This window comes from Microbispora sp. KK1-11 (genome assembly GCF_006874435.1).
Lineage (GTDB): Bacteria > Actinomycetota > Actinomycetes > Streptosporangiales > Streptosporangiaceae > Microbispora > Microbispora catharanthi.
The window spans coordinates 232551-249703 of sequence record NZ_VIRJ01000006.1; the positions used below are offsets into that span (position 1 = coordinate 232551).

Here is a 17153-nt window from a genome sequence, read left to right on the forward strand (position 1 = left end):
GCGTGCGGCGAGGCCCCGCGGACGCCCGCGCCGCGACCGGCCCCCAGGCCGCAGCGCGGCGCGGGGACGTCGACGCGGGGGGTACGGCGGCGCGGCGCGCCGCCGCTTGATTTCTATGAGATTAATTCGGCAGCACCGGCTAGGAGCGGGGTGTACCCTCTGCGTCACAGGTGGAACTGGCCCAAGAGGAATAGCATGACCGATTCACGCGACTACAAAGAGCGCTGCTCAGAGTGCAACGAACTTATTGAGCCTCCGAAATCCATCTATGCGGTAAAAGATTGCGACAGTTGTCATCGGAAAATATTTCGAGCGCCGTCAGCGGATGGACTTACCGTTATGGAGGGTGAGACGATAGTTGTCCCGGCAGGGGCGATTCAAATATCACTCGATAGGAGGATATCCACCGGCAAACTCACAAGAGAAGGCGTCTCCTGGCTAGTCCGAAAATTCTTTTTAGATACTGTAGCTCACACTGAGAGCGACCTGGAGCGGTCGCTAGACGACTATCAGAAGACCGCTGAAGGCGTTCTCGAAAACAGTGCCATGTTCTCTAGCCTCGACCTGGATACAGAGGAGGGACTGAATGCCGTCCTGGAACAGGTGGATGGTCGGCATGACCTTCAGGAGTATTGGGCATGGGCGGTCTATGTACTGGCTGGCGCCTTGAAGGAAGATCTTACCTCTGCAGAACCGATGAAAGCCGCATGGCTGATGAGTCGTCTAGAAGTAGCACGCTGCATCCTGATGTATACGCAACACCTGGAACCCCTTGTCTGGCAGGGATACAGCTCTCCAGGACTCGAAGCCATGAAAGCTGTGGTTAAAATCTGGGATGAGCAGCAAAACAACTCTTCTGAAGAATTTTGGCAGAGCACTCTGACAAATAACTTTGCCCTTCTCTCCCAAATTCTACATGCGCCTTTGATTCTTCACCAGGACAAGGCTTACCTTGGCGGAAAGAATCTTAGTAATCACCATGGGAAGTATGCCGACTTCCTGTTGAAGAACTCGGTTGTAGGTACCGCAGTCATCGTAGAAATTAAAACCCCAATAGCGAAGCTACTGGGCAAGCAGTATCGAGATAATGTCTTCGGCCCCTCGATGGAGCTAGCTGGCGCAGTGGCTCAGATATTGCATTACAGAAGCACACTCTCGCGTCACTATATTATACATAAGTCTGATGATGCAGAATGGGAGTCCGCCGATCCCCCCTGCATAGTCATAGCAGGCAACGCTGCCATCGAGTTGGACAGTTCCGCCAAGCGCGACTCTTTTGAGCTCTACCGCAGGAGTCTGAGCGGGGTGGAGATAGTGACCTTCGATGAACTGTTCGGCAAATTCCGACAGCTCATCGAAGCGGTAAGCAATATTAGCCCTTAGCTTTGCCTATCGCCCGCCGAATGCGCGACTTTCATGAGTGCAGACTCCCATGGGAAGCTTGCGAAGTGAACACTTCCAGAACCGGGATTATGAGGTTCAAATTGGCCAGGGCCTAAAAGGACACATACACCCTCGTCCTGCAACCGCTGAATACTGCACCGGAAGGGTGCACGGGCGGCAAGGGCGGTGTTTACGAACGGCAGGACGACGACGGGGATGCCGAGGCCAGGGGCTTCGGCGAGCAGGCCGAGGGCGTAGGTGTCGGCGACGCCTTGGGCGAATTTGTTGATGGTGTTGTAGGTCGCGGGGGCGACGATGATGGCGTCTGCCCTCGGCGGCTTGGGGTCACCGGGTTTGCGGTACTGGCTGCGGACGGGGCGGCCGGTCTGCTTCTCCAGCGCTGAGACGTCGATGAAGTCGAGTGCGTTCGGGGTGGCGACAATTTGGACGATCCACCCGTCGTCCTGCGCCATGGTGACGAGCTTGCCGACGTCGCCGGCGGGTCCTGCGGCGCAGACGATGATGTACAGGACCTTGCCGGACTCGGTCACGCGGTGACTCCCAGGGATTCGGCGTACTCTCGCGCTTCGCGTCGGATGCTGATGGGCGCGGCGGCGAGGATGTCGCGGACCAGCCTATGAGTGGCGGGGCGGGTGGTGATTTCCTCGGGGGCGATGTCTCCGGCGGCCCGCAGGATGTAGAGGGCGCGGTCGTGTTTGCCCCAGGCGAGGAACGCGCGGGAGGTGTCGAGGAGGACGGTCGCTTTGCGCTCGTTGATGGGCAGGGCGTTGATGTCGATCCTGCGGGCGTTCTCGATCGCGGTTCCGGCATCGCCAAGGGAGAGGGCGATGTTCACGCGGTGACACAGGACGTTGTTCGGGCCGAACGCGGTCCACATGTGGTTGCCGTCGTAGCCGAGTCGCCGGCCTGCGTTCTCGGCCTCGTCCAGGAGTTCGGCGGCGGTGTGCCGGTTGCTGTGCTGGGCGGCGGCGACAGCTCCGCGTAGGAGGAGAGTGCCGTAGACCGACAGGTCGTTCGGGGACGGCTGGGACAGTGCGGCGTTGAGGCGTTGGGCGGCGCTGCTCGCCATGCCGGTGGCTGCTCGGTGATGGCCGCCGTCCATCAGGGCGTGGGTGATGATGCGGGCGCTTGAGCCCATCATCAGCGGGCTCTCGCTGGCCTGGGCGGCGTGGATGCTGCGGTCGGCGGCGAGCCAGGCGAGGCCCTTGTCTTCTTGCTTGAGCAGGATGGAGGCGGCCACGTGGTGCGCCTCGGCGGACAGGGCGTGTGCCTTGAGTCGGGCGTCCCCGTCGAGCGTGGCGCAGGCGAGGCGCAGGGAGCGGATCAGCGTGGGAAGCATGGCCGCGACCTCGGAGTATCGGCACGCCTGGTAGGTCCGCTTCGCTCTGGCGACGGCGGCGGCGAGTTGCGACAGCTCCGGGAGTTGGGGGCCGGCGATCGGGTATTCGGTGAGGGCTGCGGCGAGATCGTCGGCGCCTGCGGCTTCCTCGTCGCGGGTGAGGGGTTGGGCTACTACGGCACTGAACAGGGCGGCCCCCGCGAGGCCGACGAAGTCACGACGTCGCACTTCGGTCTCGTCCTCTCCGTGTCGGACGAGACCAACGGTAGGCGGCGGACCTGCTGGGCGGGGATCCTGCCGTGGGATGGCTGCGGCGGCCAGGTCGCGAGGAGCGAGGCCGAGAGCCATGCGGGCCTGGTCGGGCATGTGCAGGCCGTCGGCAATGCGCTCGAACACCTCCAGGGCGGTGACCTGCTGACTTCCGCTCATGATGGCGCTGACCTTGCCCTGGCTGTAGCCGGTCAGGCTGCCGATCGCGGTCTGGCTCAAGCCGCCGTACTGGCGGACGAGGCGGAAGACTGCGCCGATGTCGCGAGCCTTGAGCGCGGCGAGCATGTCGGGGCGGTGCCATAGCGAGGCGGGGACCTCGTACGGCTCGGCCATGCGTGGCGGCATCCGCGGGCTTTCCCTTCGCACCGGGTGGGCAACGGAAAGTGCCTTCCACTGCTACGCGGTCGCGACCTATCCCGTCAAGGGATGCCACGCGGGGATGGGCTGGGAGAACGAGAATTCCGACCCTTGATCCCATGGTTACGGAGATGGACAGATGCGGAGCCTGCCGGGGGAAGGGCTGGCGGTTCGTTCGGAAGTCCTCGGCCGATGCCCGGCTTCGGCTTGACGGTGTGGCCGTGGAGTTGGTGGCGGTCGAGTGCTTCGACTGTGCGGGTACCGGCGTGCCGGCGGCGGCGTGATGGGTGCCGATCAGCTCGTGTACGGTCGGCGTCCTCCGGTGGTCAGCGCTGCCCGCACTGCGGAGCGGCTGCGTGTGGAGCTGGAGCAGTACGGCGTGGCGGCCGACGTGCACGAGGGGTACGGGCTGGCGCTGGTGTCGGTCTGGGTCGAGCTGGTCGTGTGGACCGATGGCCGTTGGTTCCGCTGGCGCTCGGGCCGTACCTCGACCAGCGGGCGGCCCGTCTACGCCTTCGCTCCGGCCTCCGACGTCGTCACCGCCGCGCGCCGGGTGGCTCATCGCTACGGGCAGCTTCGCCGCGTCCACCCGTGCCCGCCGTACCTCGCTGGCGAGGGCTCGTGAACGATCTGGACGAGCCGAACCGCCTGCACAGCGCGCACGTCCCCTTCCGCCGGGGCAACTTCCGGAAGCTGGAGTGGTGGGAGCCGACGCCGGCACGGCGCGTCCGGGTGCTGGCCTGGACCTGCGACTGTCAGGCCCGGTTCTACGAACTGTGTCAGTCGGGCGGTGTCGCCTTCATCCGGCGCACAGTGCAGAACGAGGGCGCCCCTGAGATCAGCGAGACCCACCGCTGGCGAGTGGGGCAGGGCTGGGAGACCTGGTCGGCGCTGCTGACCGGTCAGGTCCGATAGACGGGCGCGGCGGCGTGGTCGACTCCATCAAGGCGCGGGTGTCCTGCGCCGTCGCGCTCAAGGGGTAGGAGTTCATGTCGGCGGAAGCCCTTCGCAAGCATCGCATGCACTGCTAGCCTGCTTGGCTAGACAGGCATGTTGAATGTGGGGCTCTGATGTCATTTGAATACACCCCTCCCAAATACGCGCAACTGATCGCCGAACTGGAACGGCGCATCGAGTCCGGCGAGTATCCGCCCGGCTCTCCCCTACCGAGCGAACATCAGCTCATGGCCGAGTTCGGCATGGCACGGCCGACCGTCGTCAAGGCGCTGGGCGTGCTGCGCGATCACGGATGGATCGTCACGCATCAAGGCAAGGGCCGGTTCGTCCGGGGACGCCCGGCCATCGCCTCCGCCCAGCAGGTACGCACCGGGCGTGAACTGCTCGACCGCAAAGAGGTCCAGGTCTCCAGCCGACTCCTCACGGCGGGGCCGGCCGAGGCACCCAACCGCATCGCGTCCTACCTCGGCATCGCGCCGAAGTCGTCGGTGGTGCTCCGCAAGACGCTCGTCACCAGTGACGATGAGGCATCCGAGGTCTCCTCGACCTGGGTACCGGCCGACGTGGCCGAAGGCACGGCGCTGACGGACTCCGCTGATCTCAAGCAGGGCGTACGGCGCTACGTGGAAGCCGCGGCCGGTGTCGAGCTGGATCACATCGTCGAGCACGTGACCGCCCGCAACCCCACACCGGAGGAGCGCGACCTCCTCGGCGTCAAAGCCTCGGCCGCGCTGCTGGCCGTCTATGCCGTCGCCTGCGACGCCACCGGTAAGCCCTGGATCGTGGTGGAGACGATCCTCCCCGGCGACCGTCACGAGCTCGAAGACGCCTACCCCATCCGGTAATCCAACTTTCCTCCGCGAACCCGCTTGGTGTACTTGACTAGCCAAGCGGGTTTCGCGTTTCATGGAGGAGCAGCTTGGTCAGTCAAGCTGACCGACAGGACAAGATGAGGAGGTGGTGCCACATGGCTCTACAGGGACCCATTCCGATCAGCTTCGGCCAGATCTTCCCCTACGGGTGCTATGCCGTGGGCGAGGTCGAGCCGGTCAAGGACTTCGAGGCGTCGAGCAACGGCCGGTTCGTCCAGGCGCGGGACAAGCAGACGGGCGAACTCGTCTGGCAGATCCCCGTGATGGACGCCGACCCGTCGCTCAAGGCGGCGCAGAAGACCGTGGCCGTCAAGATCCTCGCCCCGGTTCAGCCGGTGCCCCCGGCCCCGGTGGCGGGCCTGCCGTTCACACCGGTCGAGTTCGACGGGCTGACCGTGACCCCGTACGTCAACGGGTCCGGACGGCTCGCCTACTCCATCCGGGCTCGGGAAATGCGCGCTCCTCGCGCTCACGCCAAGGCGGCCGGCAACGGCAAGGAGGCGGCGGCGTGACCGGGCGGCCGTACACCCACCTGTCGATGTCGATCGACCCGGGCGAGCGTCCCCGCATTGGGATCTCGTTCTACGCCTCGATCACTCGGGCGCGGGCTCGGGTGCTGGAGTCCGGGCGGCCGTACCTGGTCCTGGAGTCCGACGAGGCGGACGTGACGGTCTCGACCACCGGGGCCGGGCCGGTCACCAGTCAGGACCTGGACATCGCGCGGGAGATCTTCAACGCCGCCGCGCGGTACCTGGCCGACTGCGAGCGCATGCACGCCGAACACGCCCAGGCCAGCGACTCGGCGGCCTGACATGCAAGCGGGGCCGCAGGAAGCGGCAACTTCCGGCGGCCCCTCAACTCTCCCTGACTGCGAAATCACGAGAGGACACGAAGTCTAATGTTCCGAAAACTGCCTGGCGACGAGGCGCGTAACCTCGTCTCCACCACACCGGATACGGCCGTGGTCTTCCGCCCGGCCGTCGTCCGGACTCCCGCCATCGTCACGATCGTGATCTGGCTGTCGCGGCTCGTCGCGGGCCTGGTCCGCCTGATCGTGCGGCATCCCGTTGCGGTGGTCGTCCCGGTCACCTTCGGGGTGATCTGGACCGTGTGCGGCTGGCGCCTGGCCCTGGTGATGACCGGGTTCGTGCCCTCGGCGGGCCTGTCGTGGCTGCTGCTGGATCGGGCCTCGTTCCTGCGCCTGGTCGGCTGGCCGCTGCTGGCCTGGTGGCGGCTCGTCGCCGTCTACCGGCGGCACTGGCAACCGGTCATGGTCGTCTCCGGCCTCGGACGGCACATCCGGGGCCGCGACTACCTGCCCCGCCTGGTCCGGGTGGAGTGCGACGGCTGGGCCGACCGCGTCAGCGTGAAGATGCTCAACGGCCAAGCGGTCACCGACTGGGCGGACCGTATCGAGCACCTGGCCCACGGCTTCGGCGCTGCATCCTGCCGGGTGGCGGTTGCTCGGGCTGGGCGGCTCGTGCTGACCTTCCCCCGGCGTGACCCGCTGGCCGATCCGCTGCCCGCCGTTCCCATCCCTGATGTGTCATCGGTGGGGCCGGTCGAGATCGGCCGGTGCGAGGACGGTACACCGCTGCGGCTCAAGGTCCACGGCACGCATGTCCTGATCGCCGGGGCCACGGGTGCGGGCAAGGGCTCCTACCTGTGGTCGACAATCCGCGGCCTCCTTCCTGCGATGCGGGCGGGCCTGGTCCAGGTCTGGGCGCTCGACCCCAAGCGGATGGAACTGTCCTTCGGACGCGCGCTGTTCGGCGCGAGATACGCCGCTGATCCGAAGGAGTGCGCCGACCTGCTCGATGAGGCCGTCTCGGTGATGCAGCAGCGGGCCGACCGGTTCGCCGGCCTCAAGCGCTCCCACACACCAACCGTCGATGACCCGTTCGTCCTGGTGCTCGTGGATGAGGTGGCGTTCCTGACCGCCTACCAGCCCGACAAGCAACTCCGTCAGCGCATCACGGCGGCCCTCGCCACGTTGACCACCCAAGGGCGCGCGGTCGGTGTCGGCGTCATGGCGGCCTTGCAGGACCCGCGCAAGGAGGTCATGAACATCCGCAACCTGTTCCCCGACAAGATCGCGCTCCGGCTGGACGAGTCGGAACAGGTGGACATGGTCCTCGGTGACGGGGCGCGCGACCGGGGAGCGCTGGCCGACCACATCTCGCCGGTTCCCGAGCTGGGCGCGGGCGTCGGCTACGTCCGGTTGGAGACCTCCCCTGATCCACTGCGCGTGCGTGCGGCGTACGTCTCCGACGCCGACATCCGGGCGATGGTCGCCGAGTTCGCGGGAGTGAGCCGATGATGCGCCTGGCTCACATCCTCGACGGCCTGCGCTGCTCATGCTGCGGCGCGCTCGATGTGCTCTGGCTCGATTCCGTGCGCGGGACCATCGAGTGCCACGAGTGCGGCGAGAAAGCCACCGTCATCGTTGACGGCCTCGACCTGGTCGACGCCCTCGACGGGTACGGAGGTGACCGGTGACCAACCCGCACGACCGCTCCACACCCCGCGCCGTCCGGATGACTCAACCGCTGGCCCGCGAGGTCGTGGAAGAGATCGCCAAGCAGTACGGGGTGTGCATCCGCCCGGTTCCGCTCCGGCGGCAGGACATCCTCACCGGTCAGGTCGAGGTCATCGACGTCCCCTGCGGCGCCACGCTGGAGAGCAAGTGCCCGCCGTGCGCGAAGCGGAATCGCCAGTTGCGGCGGGCGCAGTGCCGGGAAGGCTGGCACCTCGACCACGAACCGGTCAACCTGCCCGATAACGCCGACGAGTATCAGCGTCATCTCGTGGAGCTGCGGGCCGATGCCCAGGCGTGGCGGGACGAGGTGGAAAAGGCCGGCGGCGACACCACCGACCTCGACGCCGCGATCGAGGACCTGGACGAGGAGATCAACCGGGCGGGCATGCGCGGCAACGTCCTCGGCCGCACCTCCGGCAAACGGTCGCGCTCAACCAAACGGCGGCAGGACGCGCCGGATCTACCCAAGCGGCAGATGACCAAGACCACCCTCGGGCGGACCTTCACCGGCTCCGACGGCACGACCTACCGGCCCTCGATGTTCGTCACCCTCACCCTGCCCTCCTACGGGCGCGTGCTGGAGGGTGCGCCGCTCAACCCGGACGCCTACGACTACGCCCGCGCGGCCCGGGACGCGCTGCACTTCTCCAAGCTCGTCGACCGCTTCGTGCAGAACCTCCGCCGGGTCGCGGGCTATGACGTGCAGTACTTCGCCACCGTCGAACCGCAGAAGCGGCTCGCCCCGCACCTGCACATGGCCATCCGCGGCACCCTCCCGCGTGCTGAGCTGCGGCAGATCATCGCCGCGACCTACCACCAAGTGTGGTGGCCCTCGACCAACAACGTCCGTTTCGAGGGGGAGCACCTGCCGGTCTGGGAGGACGGGGCCGGCTACCTCGACCCCACCACGGGGGAACTGCTGCCGACCTGGGACCAGGCCCTCGATAAGCTCGACGCCGACGAGGACGCCGAACCTCTGCACGTGCTTCGCTTCGGCGACCAGCTCGACATACAGAGCGTGCTCGCCGGGACCCCGGACGCTGACCAGCTCATCCAGTACCTGTCGAAGTACCTGACCAAGTCCCTCGGCGACGCCCTCGGCACCGACGACCCACGCCGCAAGGCACACGCCGAACGCCTGCTCGACGCCCTGCGGTTCGAGCCCTGCTCGCCGACCTGCCCGAACTGGCTGCGGTACGGGATCCAGCCCAAGGGCGCCAAGCCCGGCATGGCCCCCGGCCGGTGCAAGGGCAAGGCACACAAGCCCGATCACCTCGGCTACGCAGGCCGCCGTGTCCTCGTGTCGCGGAAGTGGTCGAACAAGACCCTCACGGAGCATAAGCAGGACCGGCGTACCTGGGTCCTGGAAGCCCTCGGCCTGCCTGACGAGCCGGTCGATCCCCACCGCTACGTCTGGAAGCCCGTGAAGCCGGGTGATCCCGAACTGGCCCCCATCGGCGTGCGACTCCTCCGCTCGGTCCACGAACGCCAGCGCTGGCGCAACCACATGAATCAACTCCAGGCGCTCGGGGACGGGCCGAATCTTTCGGCAACGGAAGCGAGGGCGGCCTGATGGCGAACAAGGCAGGTCACCGCCGCTTCGGGAGCATCCGTAAGCTGCCGTCCGGGCGTTTCCAGATCCGCTATCCCGGACCGGACGGGAAGCTTCGCAGTGGAGAGACGACATACGAGCGGGAGCGCGACGCCGAGCGGGCGTTGTCCCTGCTCGAAGCGAAGATGGTCACCGGGGACTGGACGGACCCTCAGCGGTCCAAGGTCAAGCTCGGCGACTACGCGGCCAAGTGGATCAGTGAGCGGACGGAGCTGCGACCCCGGACGGTCGAGATCTACAGCGGGCTTCTTCGACGGCACGTCGCTCCGTATTTCGGCAACGTCCCCCTCGGGAAGATCAATACGGAGATGGTCCGCGAGTGGCGGGCGACTCTGGCGAGCAACGGCGTCGGGGCAACGGAGATCGCAAAGGCGTACCGATTCCTGCGGGCCGTGCTCATGACCGCGACGGACGATCAGCTCATCCCGCGCAACCCCTGCCGCATTCGCGGTGCCGGCGAGGAGAAGTCGGAAGAGCGGCCGGTCCTCACCGTGGCCCAGGTCTTCCAGCTCGCCGACCTGGTGCCGGTACGGCTACGCGCGTTGATCCTGCTCGCCACCTTCGCGAGCCTGCGGTGGGGCGAGGTCGCGGCGCTGCGGCGGATGGACCTGGACCTGAACGCCGGGACCGTCAGCGTTCGGCAACAGCACGTCGAGTTGGACACGGGCGAACTCCTCGTCGGGCCGCCCAAGTCCCGTGCCGGTCTGCGGACGGTGGCGATCCCAGAGGCGATCATTCCGGCGCTACGTCAGCACCTTGGCCAGTTCACCGAGTCCGAACCGACCGCGCTCGTCTTCACCGGGGCGAACGGCGGCATCCTGCGGCGCAGCAACTTCCGGCGGGCCGCCAAGTGGAGCGAGACGACCAAGAAGCTCGGCGTTCCCGGGCTCCACTTCCACGATCTTCGCCACACCGGGAACACGATCGCGGCCAGTGCCGGCGCTTCCCTCCGCGACCTGATGGCACGCATGGGCCATGACAGCGTGCGCGCCGCGATGATCTATCAGCACCGCACGGCGGAAGCAGACCACAAGATCGCCGACGTTATGAACGGCAAGATCACACAGGTCCTACCGACCGAGGCGAGTGGTCACTAAACAAGATCGATTGCGTTCGCTAATGGCACGTTAATGGCACGAGCCCCGTTTTCCCTGATGGGAGACGGGGCTCTTTTCGCAGGTGGGCGGTACTGGGTTCGAACCAGTGACCCCTCGCTTGTAAGGCGAGTGCTCTACCGCTGAGCTAACCGCCCGGACCGGACTACACCTTACGACACCGACCCGCCTCTCAGCACATCGAGTGACCAGTCGGCGCCAGCGTCGTCGTCTCCCGCCGCCTGCCAGCCGAGGAGGGCCGCGCCCAGCATGCCCGCCCGGGGGCCCAGGGCGGCCGGGCGTACGGGCGGGGGCTCCCGGAAGGACAGCCGGCCGGCCAGCCGTTCCCGCAGCGGCTCGAACAGGGCCGCACCGGCCTCCGCAAGGCCGCCGCCGATGACGATCAGAGCCGGGTCGAGCACGAGCACGTACGACGCGAGGGCGATGGCCAGGGCCTCGATCGCCTCGCCGAACACCTCGGCGGCCACCGGGTCTCCCGCGACCGCGAGCCCGACGACCTCCTTCGCGGTCGCCGTACTGCCGGAGCGCACCGTGAAGCGGCGGGCCACGGCCGAGGCGGAGGCGTAGGTCTCCAGGCAGCCGATCTGCCCGCAGGCGCACTTCTCCCCCGCCGGCCAGACGGACGCGTGCCCGATCTCGCCGCCCCAGCCGTGCGCGCCGCCGTACGGCTCGCCGCGGAGCACCACCGCTCCCGCGATGCCGGTGCCGATGGGCAGGAAGAGGAAGTCGGCGACGTCGCGACCCGCACCGAAGACGCTCTCGGCCAGGCCGCCCGTGCGGACGTCGTGGCCGAGCCGCGCCGGGACGCCCGGAGGCGTGAAGGCCTCGGCGGGCACGTCGCGCCAGCCGATGTTGGCCGAGTAGACGGCGCTGGACGCGGTGACGATGCCCGGGACGGCCAGGCCCACCCCGGCGGGCTCGACGCCGTACCGGGAGCGGCCGAGGTCGGCGATCTCGCCGACGTAGGCGCGCACGGCCTCCACCACCGCGTCCGGACCCTGTTCGCGGCCCGTGGGGCGCCCGGCGAGGACGGTGACTTCGCCGCCGCGGGTGACGAGGCCGCCCTTCATGGAGGTGCCGCCCACATCCAGCGCGACGACGTATGTCACGAGCGGCCCAGGACGCGGTCGAGCGCCGCCTCCACCTCCGCGGCGAGACCGGGCATGCGAGCGCAGCCCGGCGAGCCTGCCGTGACGAGCGGCTCACCGGCGCGGGCGAGCCGCACCTCACCGCAGGAGCGGCATTCGATCTCCCCCAGGCGGCAGATCAGCGCGATCGAGCCGCACGAGGCGCACGTGTCGAGATCGAGGTCGTGCACACGCTGGCAGTCCGGGCAGACGAGGACCTGCGCCTCGTGGCGCACCGCGCGCTTCCATGGGCTGGCGCCGCGGACGGGGTCGGTCTGCCGGGCCCCGCACCTGTAGCAGGGCATCGTGGCCTCCAATGGGGCGAGTCGGAGTCGGAGTCGAATATGTCAGTGCCCGGGGGCGGGCAATGAAACGATCAGATTTCCGCGAGCGCCTTCCGGTACTCGTCGAGATCGCGTGCGGAACCGATCGGGTTGACGACCTTCCAGCGCACGACGCCTTCGCCGTCGATGATGAACGTGCCCCGGAGCGCGAGTCCCCTGTCCTCATCGAGGACACCGTACGCCCGGGCGACCTCACCGTGGGGCCAGAAATCCGACAACAAGGGAAAGGAGAAGTCCTCCTGGTCGGCCCAGGCGCGCTGGCTGAACATCGAGTCGACCGACACCGCCAGCACCTGGACATGCGGAGGAAGGGAGCCGGCGAGCTCGTCGCGGATGGCCGCGAGCTCGCCGTGGCAGACGGGGCTGAAGGACAGGGGATAGAAGACGAGCATGACCGTTTTGCCCCGCAGGTCGGAGAGGCGCACGGGAACGCCGTGCTGGTCCTTGAGTGCGAAATCCGGAGCCTGCTGCCCGACCTCTATCGCCATGAGCAGTCCCTCCCCAGGTGTCCGCCCATCATCCTGCCGTACGGCATCCCCGGGCCGTACGGCAGGGCAATACTCAGCGGCGAGCCTTCGGGGCGACGAGCCTCGTGCCCGACCAGTCCCTGGCGGCGCTCACGCTGCTCGTCTGCGACAGCCCGGCGGTCGCCGCGTCCTCACCGATGTCGCTGGGCTCCACGTGGCCCTCGCGCCCCGCCTTGGGGGTCAGCAGCCAGATCTGGCCTCCGTCGGCGAGTGCGGTCATCGCGTCGCTCAGCGCGTCGAAGAGGTCACCGTCGCCGTCACGCCACCAGAGCAGCACCACGTCGACGACGTCCTCGTAGTCCTCGTCCACCAGCTCGTTGCCGGTCAGCTCCTCGATGGACTGGCGCAGCGCCTCGTCGCAGTCCTCGTCCCAGCCGACCTCCTGCACCACCTGACCGGCTTTGAGGCCGAGTCGTTCGGCCAGGCCGCGCTCGTCCTGCGCCTGACCCGCGGTCGCGCTCACGTTTATCCCTCCTGCTTGGGTGACCCCGCCCATGCGGTTGTCCTGGCTCGTTGAGAGCCATGCTTCGGCACAGTCCACACGCTGTGACCCGTCGTCGTCAACGGTCGCCACGGCGGGTGACCCGCACCGTTATCTCTTAATCGGTCAAAAACGACAAACGAACACGCCTGTCGGGGTTGTCGACGTTGAGGTCGATCAGGGCGACCGACTGCCAGGTCCCCAGCGCCAGCCTGCCCCCGAGGACGGGGACGGTCGCGTACGGCGGGATGAAGGCGGGCATGACATGCGACCTACCGTGCCCACGGGAGCCGTGCGCATGCCGCCATCGGTCGTCCGCCGGCAGCAGGTCCCCCAGAGCGGCCAGCAGGTCCTCGTCACTGCCGGAGCCGAGCTCCAGCAGCGCCACGCCCGCCGTCGCGTGCGGGACGAAGACGTGCAGCAGCCCGTCTCCCCCGCACTCGCGCGCGAAATCGGCGCACTCCTTCGTTATGTCGTGCACGCGCTCGCGCGCGCCGGTCCGCACCTCGATCACCGTCGATTTCACATCCGCGATATTACGATTCGCGCTGAGCTGGGAGGACGACGGCGTCCGGACCGGGGAAGACGAGCGCTTCGTGCCCGTCCTCGTACCTCACCAGGAACGGCGGGCCGCCCTCTGGACCGCGGACCTCGACGATCACACCGTGCTTCTCGTGGTCGCCCACGACGGCACCGTGCACCACCAGCCGGTCCCCTACCGTTGCGTGCATCTCGATCCCCCTCTCTCCAGAGCCTGGTACGGCTATCGCCACCTGGAAAGAGGAGAAACCCCCCTCTTCTCAGAGGAAGGGACAACTCATACCAAAACGTTACACGTCGGCACGCCGCCCCCGGCCCCGCTCGCGCGATCCCGGAAACGTGCCGGAGACGTGGAGACAGGCGAGGCTGAGGGTTCCGGAGACAATGGCGGGACGGCGTCGACCGCGACCGCGCGGCCACCGCGCCCCGCCTTCCGGGTAGGGCGCGGCCAGGCCGGGTACGGAGGTTCCGACCAGGCACGATGTGACCCCGGCGACCTTGCGACGCCCCCGGCGGCGGCCGGGAATGGATGGTAGGTAAAAATCGTCCTACCATCGGTGGTCTAGGCCAAGACCTGCCCTGCGGCCAGCGCGGACGGTTCGGTTGCCGGGCAGTGCGGACGGTTCGGTTACCGGGCAGTAGAGATGCACTTTCCGGTGGGACGAGACAGGATGGAAGAAGACCGCAACGCCGCGATCGAGCGCTGACCGCATCGCAGCAGGCAACACAGACGTAACAGATCCGACGAGACAAAGTCCATTCTCGGAAGGCGAGACCCAGTGGCTTCCGGACGCCAGCGTTTTTCGATCATCAGTGACGGCCTACCCAGCCAGTTGCCTGATGTCGATCCGAGCGAGACCAACGAATGGCTCGAATCGCTCGACAACGTCATCAAGACCGAGGGCCGCACCCGGGCCCGATACCTGATGCTCCGGCTGCTCGAGCGCGCCCGCGAACACCAGGTCGGCGTGCCCGGCCTGCGCAGCACGGACTACATCAACACCATCCCCCCGGAGCGCGAGCCCTGGTTCCCGGGGGACGAATACGTCGAGCGCCGCATCCGGGCCTACATCCGCTGGAACGCGGCGGTGATGGTGACCCGTGCCAACGCGCGGACCAACGTCGGCGGCCACATCGCCACCTACGCGTCCGCGGCCTCGCTGTACGAGGTGGGCTTCAACCACTTCTTCCGCGGCAAGGACCACGGGGAGTCGGGTGACCAGGTCTTCATCCAGGGCCACGCGGCCCCCGGCATCTATGCCCGGGCCTTCCTGGAGGGCCGCCTCGACGCGGCCCAGCTCGACGCGTTCCGCCAGGAGCTGTCCCACGGGATCAAGGGTCTGCCCTCCTACCCGCACCCCCGGCTGATGCCGGACTTCTGGGAGTTCCCCACGGTCTCCATGGGCCTCGGCCCGATCGGTGCGATCTACCAGGCGCGGTTCAACCGCTACCTGCTCAGCCGCAAGATCAAGGACACCAGCCGCAGCCACGTCTGGTGCTTCCTGGGCGACGGCGAGATGGACGAGCCCGAGTCGCTCGGCGCGATCGGCGTCGCGGCCCGCGAGGAGCTCGACAACCTCACCTTCGTGATCAACTGCAACCTGCAGCGGCTCGACGGCCCGGTGCGCGGCAACGGCAAAATCATCCAGGAGCTGGAGTCGTACTTCCGCGGCGCCGGCTGGAACGTGATCAAGGTCGTCTGGGGCCGTGACTGGGACCCGCTGCTCGCGGCCGACGTCGACGGCGTGCTGGTCAACCAGATGAACACGACGCCCGACGGACAGTTCCAGACCTACTCGGTCGAGTCGGGCGCGTACATCCGGGAGAACTTCTTCGGCGGCGACCCGCGCCTGCGCAAGATGGTCGAGCACATGTCGGACGACGACATCCGCAAGCTGTCGCGCGGCGGCCACGACTACCGCAAGGTGTACGCCGCGTTCAAGGCGGCCCGCGAGCACGTCGGCCAGCCGACCGTCATCCTGGCCCAGACGATCAAGGGCTGGACGCTCGGCAAGGACTTCGAGGCGCGCAACGCCACGCACCAGATGAAGAAGATGAGCAAGGCCGAGCTCAAGGAGTTCCGCGACCGGCTCTACCTGCCCATCCCGGACAAGGACCTCGAGGCCGACCTCCCGCCGTACTTCCACCCCGGCGAGGACAACGACGAGATCGCCTACATGAAGGAGCGCCGGGCGGCGCTCGGCGGCTACCTGCCCAAGCGGGTAGTACGCGCCAAGCCGCTCAAGCTCCCCGGCGACCCCGTCTACTCGGGCCTGCGCAAGGGCTCCGGCAAGCAGAACGTCGCCACCACCATGGCGTTCGTCCGCCTGCTCAAGGACCTCATGCGCGACAAGGAGATCGGCGCCAGGTTCGTGCCGATCATCCCGGACGAGGCCCGCACGTTCGGTGTGGACGCGATGTTCCCGACCGCCAAGATCTACTCGCCCCACGGGCAGACGTACGAGGCGGTCGACCGCGAGCTGCTGCTGTCGTACAAGGAGTCGACCGAGGGTCAGATCCTGCACGAGGGCATCAGCGAGGCCGGCTCGATGGGCTCGGTGCTCGCGGCCGGCACGTCGTACTCCACCCACGGCGAGCACATGATCCCGGTCTACATCTTCTACTCGATGTTCGGGTTCCAGCGGACCGCCGACCAGATGTGGCAGCTGGGCGACCAGATGGGCCGGGGCTTCCTGCTCGGCGCGACGGCCGGCCGCACCACGCTGAACGGCGAGGGCCTGCAGCACGAGGACGGCCACACCCCGCTGATCGCCTCGACCAACCCCGCCGCCGTGGCGTACGACCCGGCGTGGGCGTTCGAGATCGCGCACATCGTCAAGGACGGCCTGCGGAGGATGTACGGGGAGCACCCCGAGGACGTCTTCTACTACCTGACCGTCTACAACGAGCCCTACCCGCAGCCGGCCGAGCCGGAGAACGTGGACGTGGAGGGCATCCTCAAGGGCCTCTACCTCTACGCCCCGGCGACGGGCGACGGGCCGAAGGCGAACATCCTGGTGTCCGGCGTCGCCGGCCCGTGGGCGCTGGAGGCGCAGCGGATGCTGGCGGAGGACTGGGGCGTGTCGGCCTCGGTCTGGTCGGCCACCTCCTGGAGCGAGCTGCGCAGGGACGCCCTCGACGTCGAGGAGCACAACCTGCTCAACCCCGACGCCGAGCAGCGCGTGCCGTACGTGACCACCAAGCTGTCGGGTGTGCCGGGGCCGTTCGTGGGCGTCAGCGACTACATGCGCGCCGTCCCGGACCAGATCGCCCAGTGGGTGCCCGGTGACTGGACCTCGCTCGGCACCGACGGCTTCGGCCTGTCCGACACGCGTTCGGCGCTGCGCCGCCACTTCCACGTGGACGCGGCCTCGATCACGCTGGCGGTGCTGACCCAGCTCGTGCGGCGCGGCGAGGTCAAGGCCGAGACGCTGCAGGAGGCCGTCGCCCGTTATCACCTCAAGAACGGGGTGACCGAGGTGTCGGCTCAGCAGACCCCGGAGACCAACGACACCCAGTCGATGGGCGTCTGATCCGCGGATCGCGTCCGGCGGCCCCCGTCTCGGCGGGGGCCGCCGTCGTCTTTGAGGCCCACACCGCCCCTGAGCGGCGCGAAAACGCTCTTGCAGTGCGGCACCGTCCGATCCCAAGCCACCTCCAAGCAAGAAA

The 17153-nt window shown here is 67.6% G+C and carries 19 protein-coding genes and 1 tRNA gene; 11 read left to right on the forward strand and 9 right to left on the reverse strand.

The window, feature by feature from the left end; all coding sequences use genetic code 11:
• Positions 1–195 precede the first annotated feature (195 nt).
• Entirely contained in the window at positions 196–1383 is a 1188-nt protein-coding gene (locus FLW16_RS11990) for a Shedu immune nuclease family protein (protein WP_142560069.1), read from the forward strand.
• On the opposite strand, the gene FLW16_RS11995 is transcribed toward FLW16_RS11990, so the two are convergent.
• Positions 1380–1934, reverse strand: coding sequence for a flavoprotein (locus FLW16_RS11995; RefSeq protein WP_142560070.1), 555 nt, complete (start codon positions 1932–1934; stop codon positions 1380–1382). The genes FLW16_RS11990 and FLW16_RS11995 overlap by 4 nt on opposite strands.
• On the reverse strand, positions 1931–3346 hold the full coding sequence (locus tag FLW16_RS12000) for a helix-turn-helix transcriptional regulator (RefSeq protein WP_260615182.1): 1416 nt from the start codon (positions 3344–3346) through the stop codon (positions 1931–1933). Before FLW16_RS12000 ends, FLW16_RS11995 begins: the two co-directional genes overlap by 4 nt.
• A 346-nt stretch (positions 3347–3692) precedes the next feature.
• Between FLW16_RS12000 and FLW16_RS12005 the strand changes: the two genes are divergently transcribed.
• From FLW16_RS12005 to xerC, 9 genes are all read left to right on the forward strand, one after another.
• Positions 3693–3995 (forward strand): hypothetical protein, encoded by a 303-nt coding sequence (locus FLW16_RS12005; RefSeq protein WP_142560072.1) that lies wholly within the window; start codon positions 3693–3695, stop codon positions 3993–3995.
• Positions 3992–4285, forward strand: coding sequence for a hypothetical protein (locus FLW16_RS12010; protein WP_142560073.1), 294 nt, complete (start codon positions 3992–3994; stop codon positions 4283–4285). Before FLW16_RS12005 ends, FLW16_RS12010 begins: the two co-directional genes overlap by 4 nt.
• Before the next feature lie 155 nt (positions 4286–4440).
• Complete coding sequence (locus tag FLW16_RS12015) at positions 4441–5172, forward strand: GntR family transcriptional regulator (protein ID WP_142560074.1); 732 nt, start codon at positions 4441–4443, stop codon at positions 5170–5172.
• Positions 5173–5294: 122 nt separating this feature from the next.
• Positions 5295–5711, forward strand: coding sequence for a plasmid replication, integration and excision activator (locus FLW16_RS12020; RefSeq protein ID WP_142560075.1), 417 nt, complete (start codon positions 5295–5297; stop codon positions 5709–5711).
• Positions 5708–6010, forward strand: a complete 303-nt coding sequence (locus FLW16_RS12025) for a hypothetical protein (protein ID WP_142560076.1) — start codon at positions 5708–5710, stop codon at positions 6008–6010. Before FLW16_RS12020 ends, FLW16_RS12025 begins: the two co-directional genes overlap by 4 nt.
• An 87-nt stretch (positions 6011–6097) precedes the next feature.
• Complete coding sequence (locus tag FLW16_RS12030) at positions 6098–7519, forward strand: FtsK/SpoIIIE domain-containing protein (RefSeq protein WP_142560077.1); 1422 nt, start codon at positions 6098–6100, stop codon at positions 7517–7519.
• Positions 7516–7698 carry a hypothetical protein gene (locus FLW16_RS12035; protein ID WP_142560078.1) on the forward strand — a complete coding sequence of 61 codons (183 nt, stop codon included), beginning with the start codon at positions 7516–7518 and terminating at the stop codon, positions 7696–7698. Before FLW16_RS12030 ends, FLW16_RS12035 begins: the two co-directional genes overlap by 4 nt.
• Entirely contained in the window at positions 7695–9311 is a 1617-nt protein-coding gene (locus FLW16_RS12040) for a replication initiator (RefSeq protein WP_142560079.1), read from the forward strand. The genes FLW16_RS12035 and FLW16_RS12040 overlap by 4 nt, the downstream gene beginning before the upstream one ends.
• Positions 9311–10447, forward strand: a complete 1137-nt coding sequence (gene xerC, locus FLW16_RS12045; RefSeq protein WP_142560080.1) for a tyrosine recombinase XerC — start codon at positions 9311–9313, stop codon at positions 10445–10447. The genes FLW16_RS12040 and xerC overlap by 1 nt, the downstream gene beginning before the upstream one ends.
• 83 nt (positions 10448–10530) lie before the next feature.
• Here the strand turns inward: xerC and FLW16_RS12050 are convergent.
• From FLW16_RS12050 to FLW16_RS12080, 7 genes are all read right to left on the reverse strand, one after another.
• Positions 10531–10602 (reverse strand) — tRNA-Val (locus tag FLW16_RS12050).
• 15 nt (positions 10603–10617) lie between these two features.
• Positions 10618–11574, reverse strand: coding sequence for an ROK family protein (locus tag FLW16_RS12055; protein ID WP_142560081.1), 957 nt, complete (start codon positions 11572–11574; stop codon positions 10618–10620).
• Positions 11571–11897, reverse strand: coding sequence for a hypothetical protein (locus FLW16_RS12060; protein ID WP_142560082.1), 327 nt, complete (start codon positions 11895–11897; stop codon positions 11571–11573). Before FLW16_RS12060 ends, FLW16_RS12055 begins: the two co-directional genes overlap by 4 nt.
• A 71-nt stretch (positions 11898–11968) precedes the next feature.
• Positions 11969–12424, reverse strand: a complete 456-nt coding sequence (locus tag FLW16_RS12065) for a peroxiredoxin (protein ID WP_185949376.1) — start codon at positions 12422–12424, stop codon at positions 11969–11971.
• 73 nt (positions 12425–12497) lie between these two features.
• A complete protein-coding gene (locus FLW16_RS12070; protein ID WP_030505660.1) occupies positions 12498–12926 on the reverse strand; it encodes a DUF3052 domain-containing protein in 429 nt (142 codons plus the stop codon).
• Between the two features lie 136 nt (positions 12927–13062).
• Entirely contained in the window at positions 13063–13470 is a 408-nt protein-coding gene (locus FLW16_RS12075; protein ID WP_079313602.1) for a YjbQ family protein, read from the reverse strand.
• Between the two features lie 10 nt (positions 13471–13480).
• On the reverse strand, positions 13481–13675 hold the full coding sequence (locus tag FLW16_RS12080; RefSeq protein WP_139576418.1) for a DUF1918 domain-containing protein: 195 nt from the start codon (positions 13673–13675) through the stop codon (positions 13481–13483).
• 588 nt (positions 13676–14263) lie between these two features.
• Between FLW16_RS12080 and aceE the strand changes: the two genes are divergently transcribed.
• Positions 14264–17017, forward strand: a complete 2754-nt coding sequence (gene aceE, locus FLW16_RS12085) for a pyruvate dehydrogenase (acetyl-transferring), homodimeric type (protein WP_142560084.1) — start codon at positions 14264–14266, stop codon at positions 17015–17017.
• Positions 17018–17153 lie beyond the last annotated feature (136 nt).

Coding starts and splice junctions, on each gene's coding strand:
- FLW16_RS12030 (WP_142560077.1), top strand. CDS start 6,098: ATGTTCCGAAAACTGCCTGGCGACGAGGCGCGTAACCTCGTCTCCACC.
- FLW16_RS12065 (WP_185949376.1), bottom strand. CDS start 12,424: ATGGCGATAGAGGTCGGGCAGCAGGCTCCGGATTTCGCACTCAAGGAC.
- FLW16_RS12060 (WP_142560082.1), bottom strand. CDS start 11,897: ATGCCCTGCTACAGGTGCGGGGCCCGGCAGACCGACCCCGTCCGCGGC.
- FLW16_RS12015 (WP_142560074.1), top strand. CDS start 4,441: ATGTCATTTGAATACACCCCTCCCAAATACGCGCAACTGATCGCCGAA.
- FLW16_RS12020 (WP_142560075.1), top strand. CDS start 5,295: ATGGCTCTACAGGGACCCATTCCGATCAGCTTCGGCCAGATCTTCCCC.
- FLW16_RS11990 (WP_142560069.1), top strand. CDS start 196: ATGACCGATTCACGCGACTACAAAGAGCGCTGCTCAGAGTGCAACGAA.
- FLW16_RS12035 (WP_142560078.1), top strand. CDS start 7,516: ATGATGCGCCTGGCTCACATCCTCGACGGCCTGCGCTGCTCATGCTGC.
- FLW16_RS12080 (WP_139576418.1), bottom strand. CDS start 13,675: ATGCACGCAACGGTAGGGGACCGGCTGGTGGTGCACGGTGCCGTCGTG.
- FLW16_RS12000 (WP_260615182.1), bottom strand. CDS start 3,346: ATGGCCGAGCCGTACGAGGTCCCCGCCTCGCTATGGCACCGCCCCGAC.
- xerC (WP_142560080.1), top strand. CDS start 9,311: ATGGCGAACAAGGCAGGTCACCGCCGCTTCGGGAGCATCCGTAAGCTG.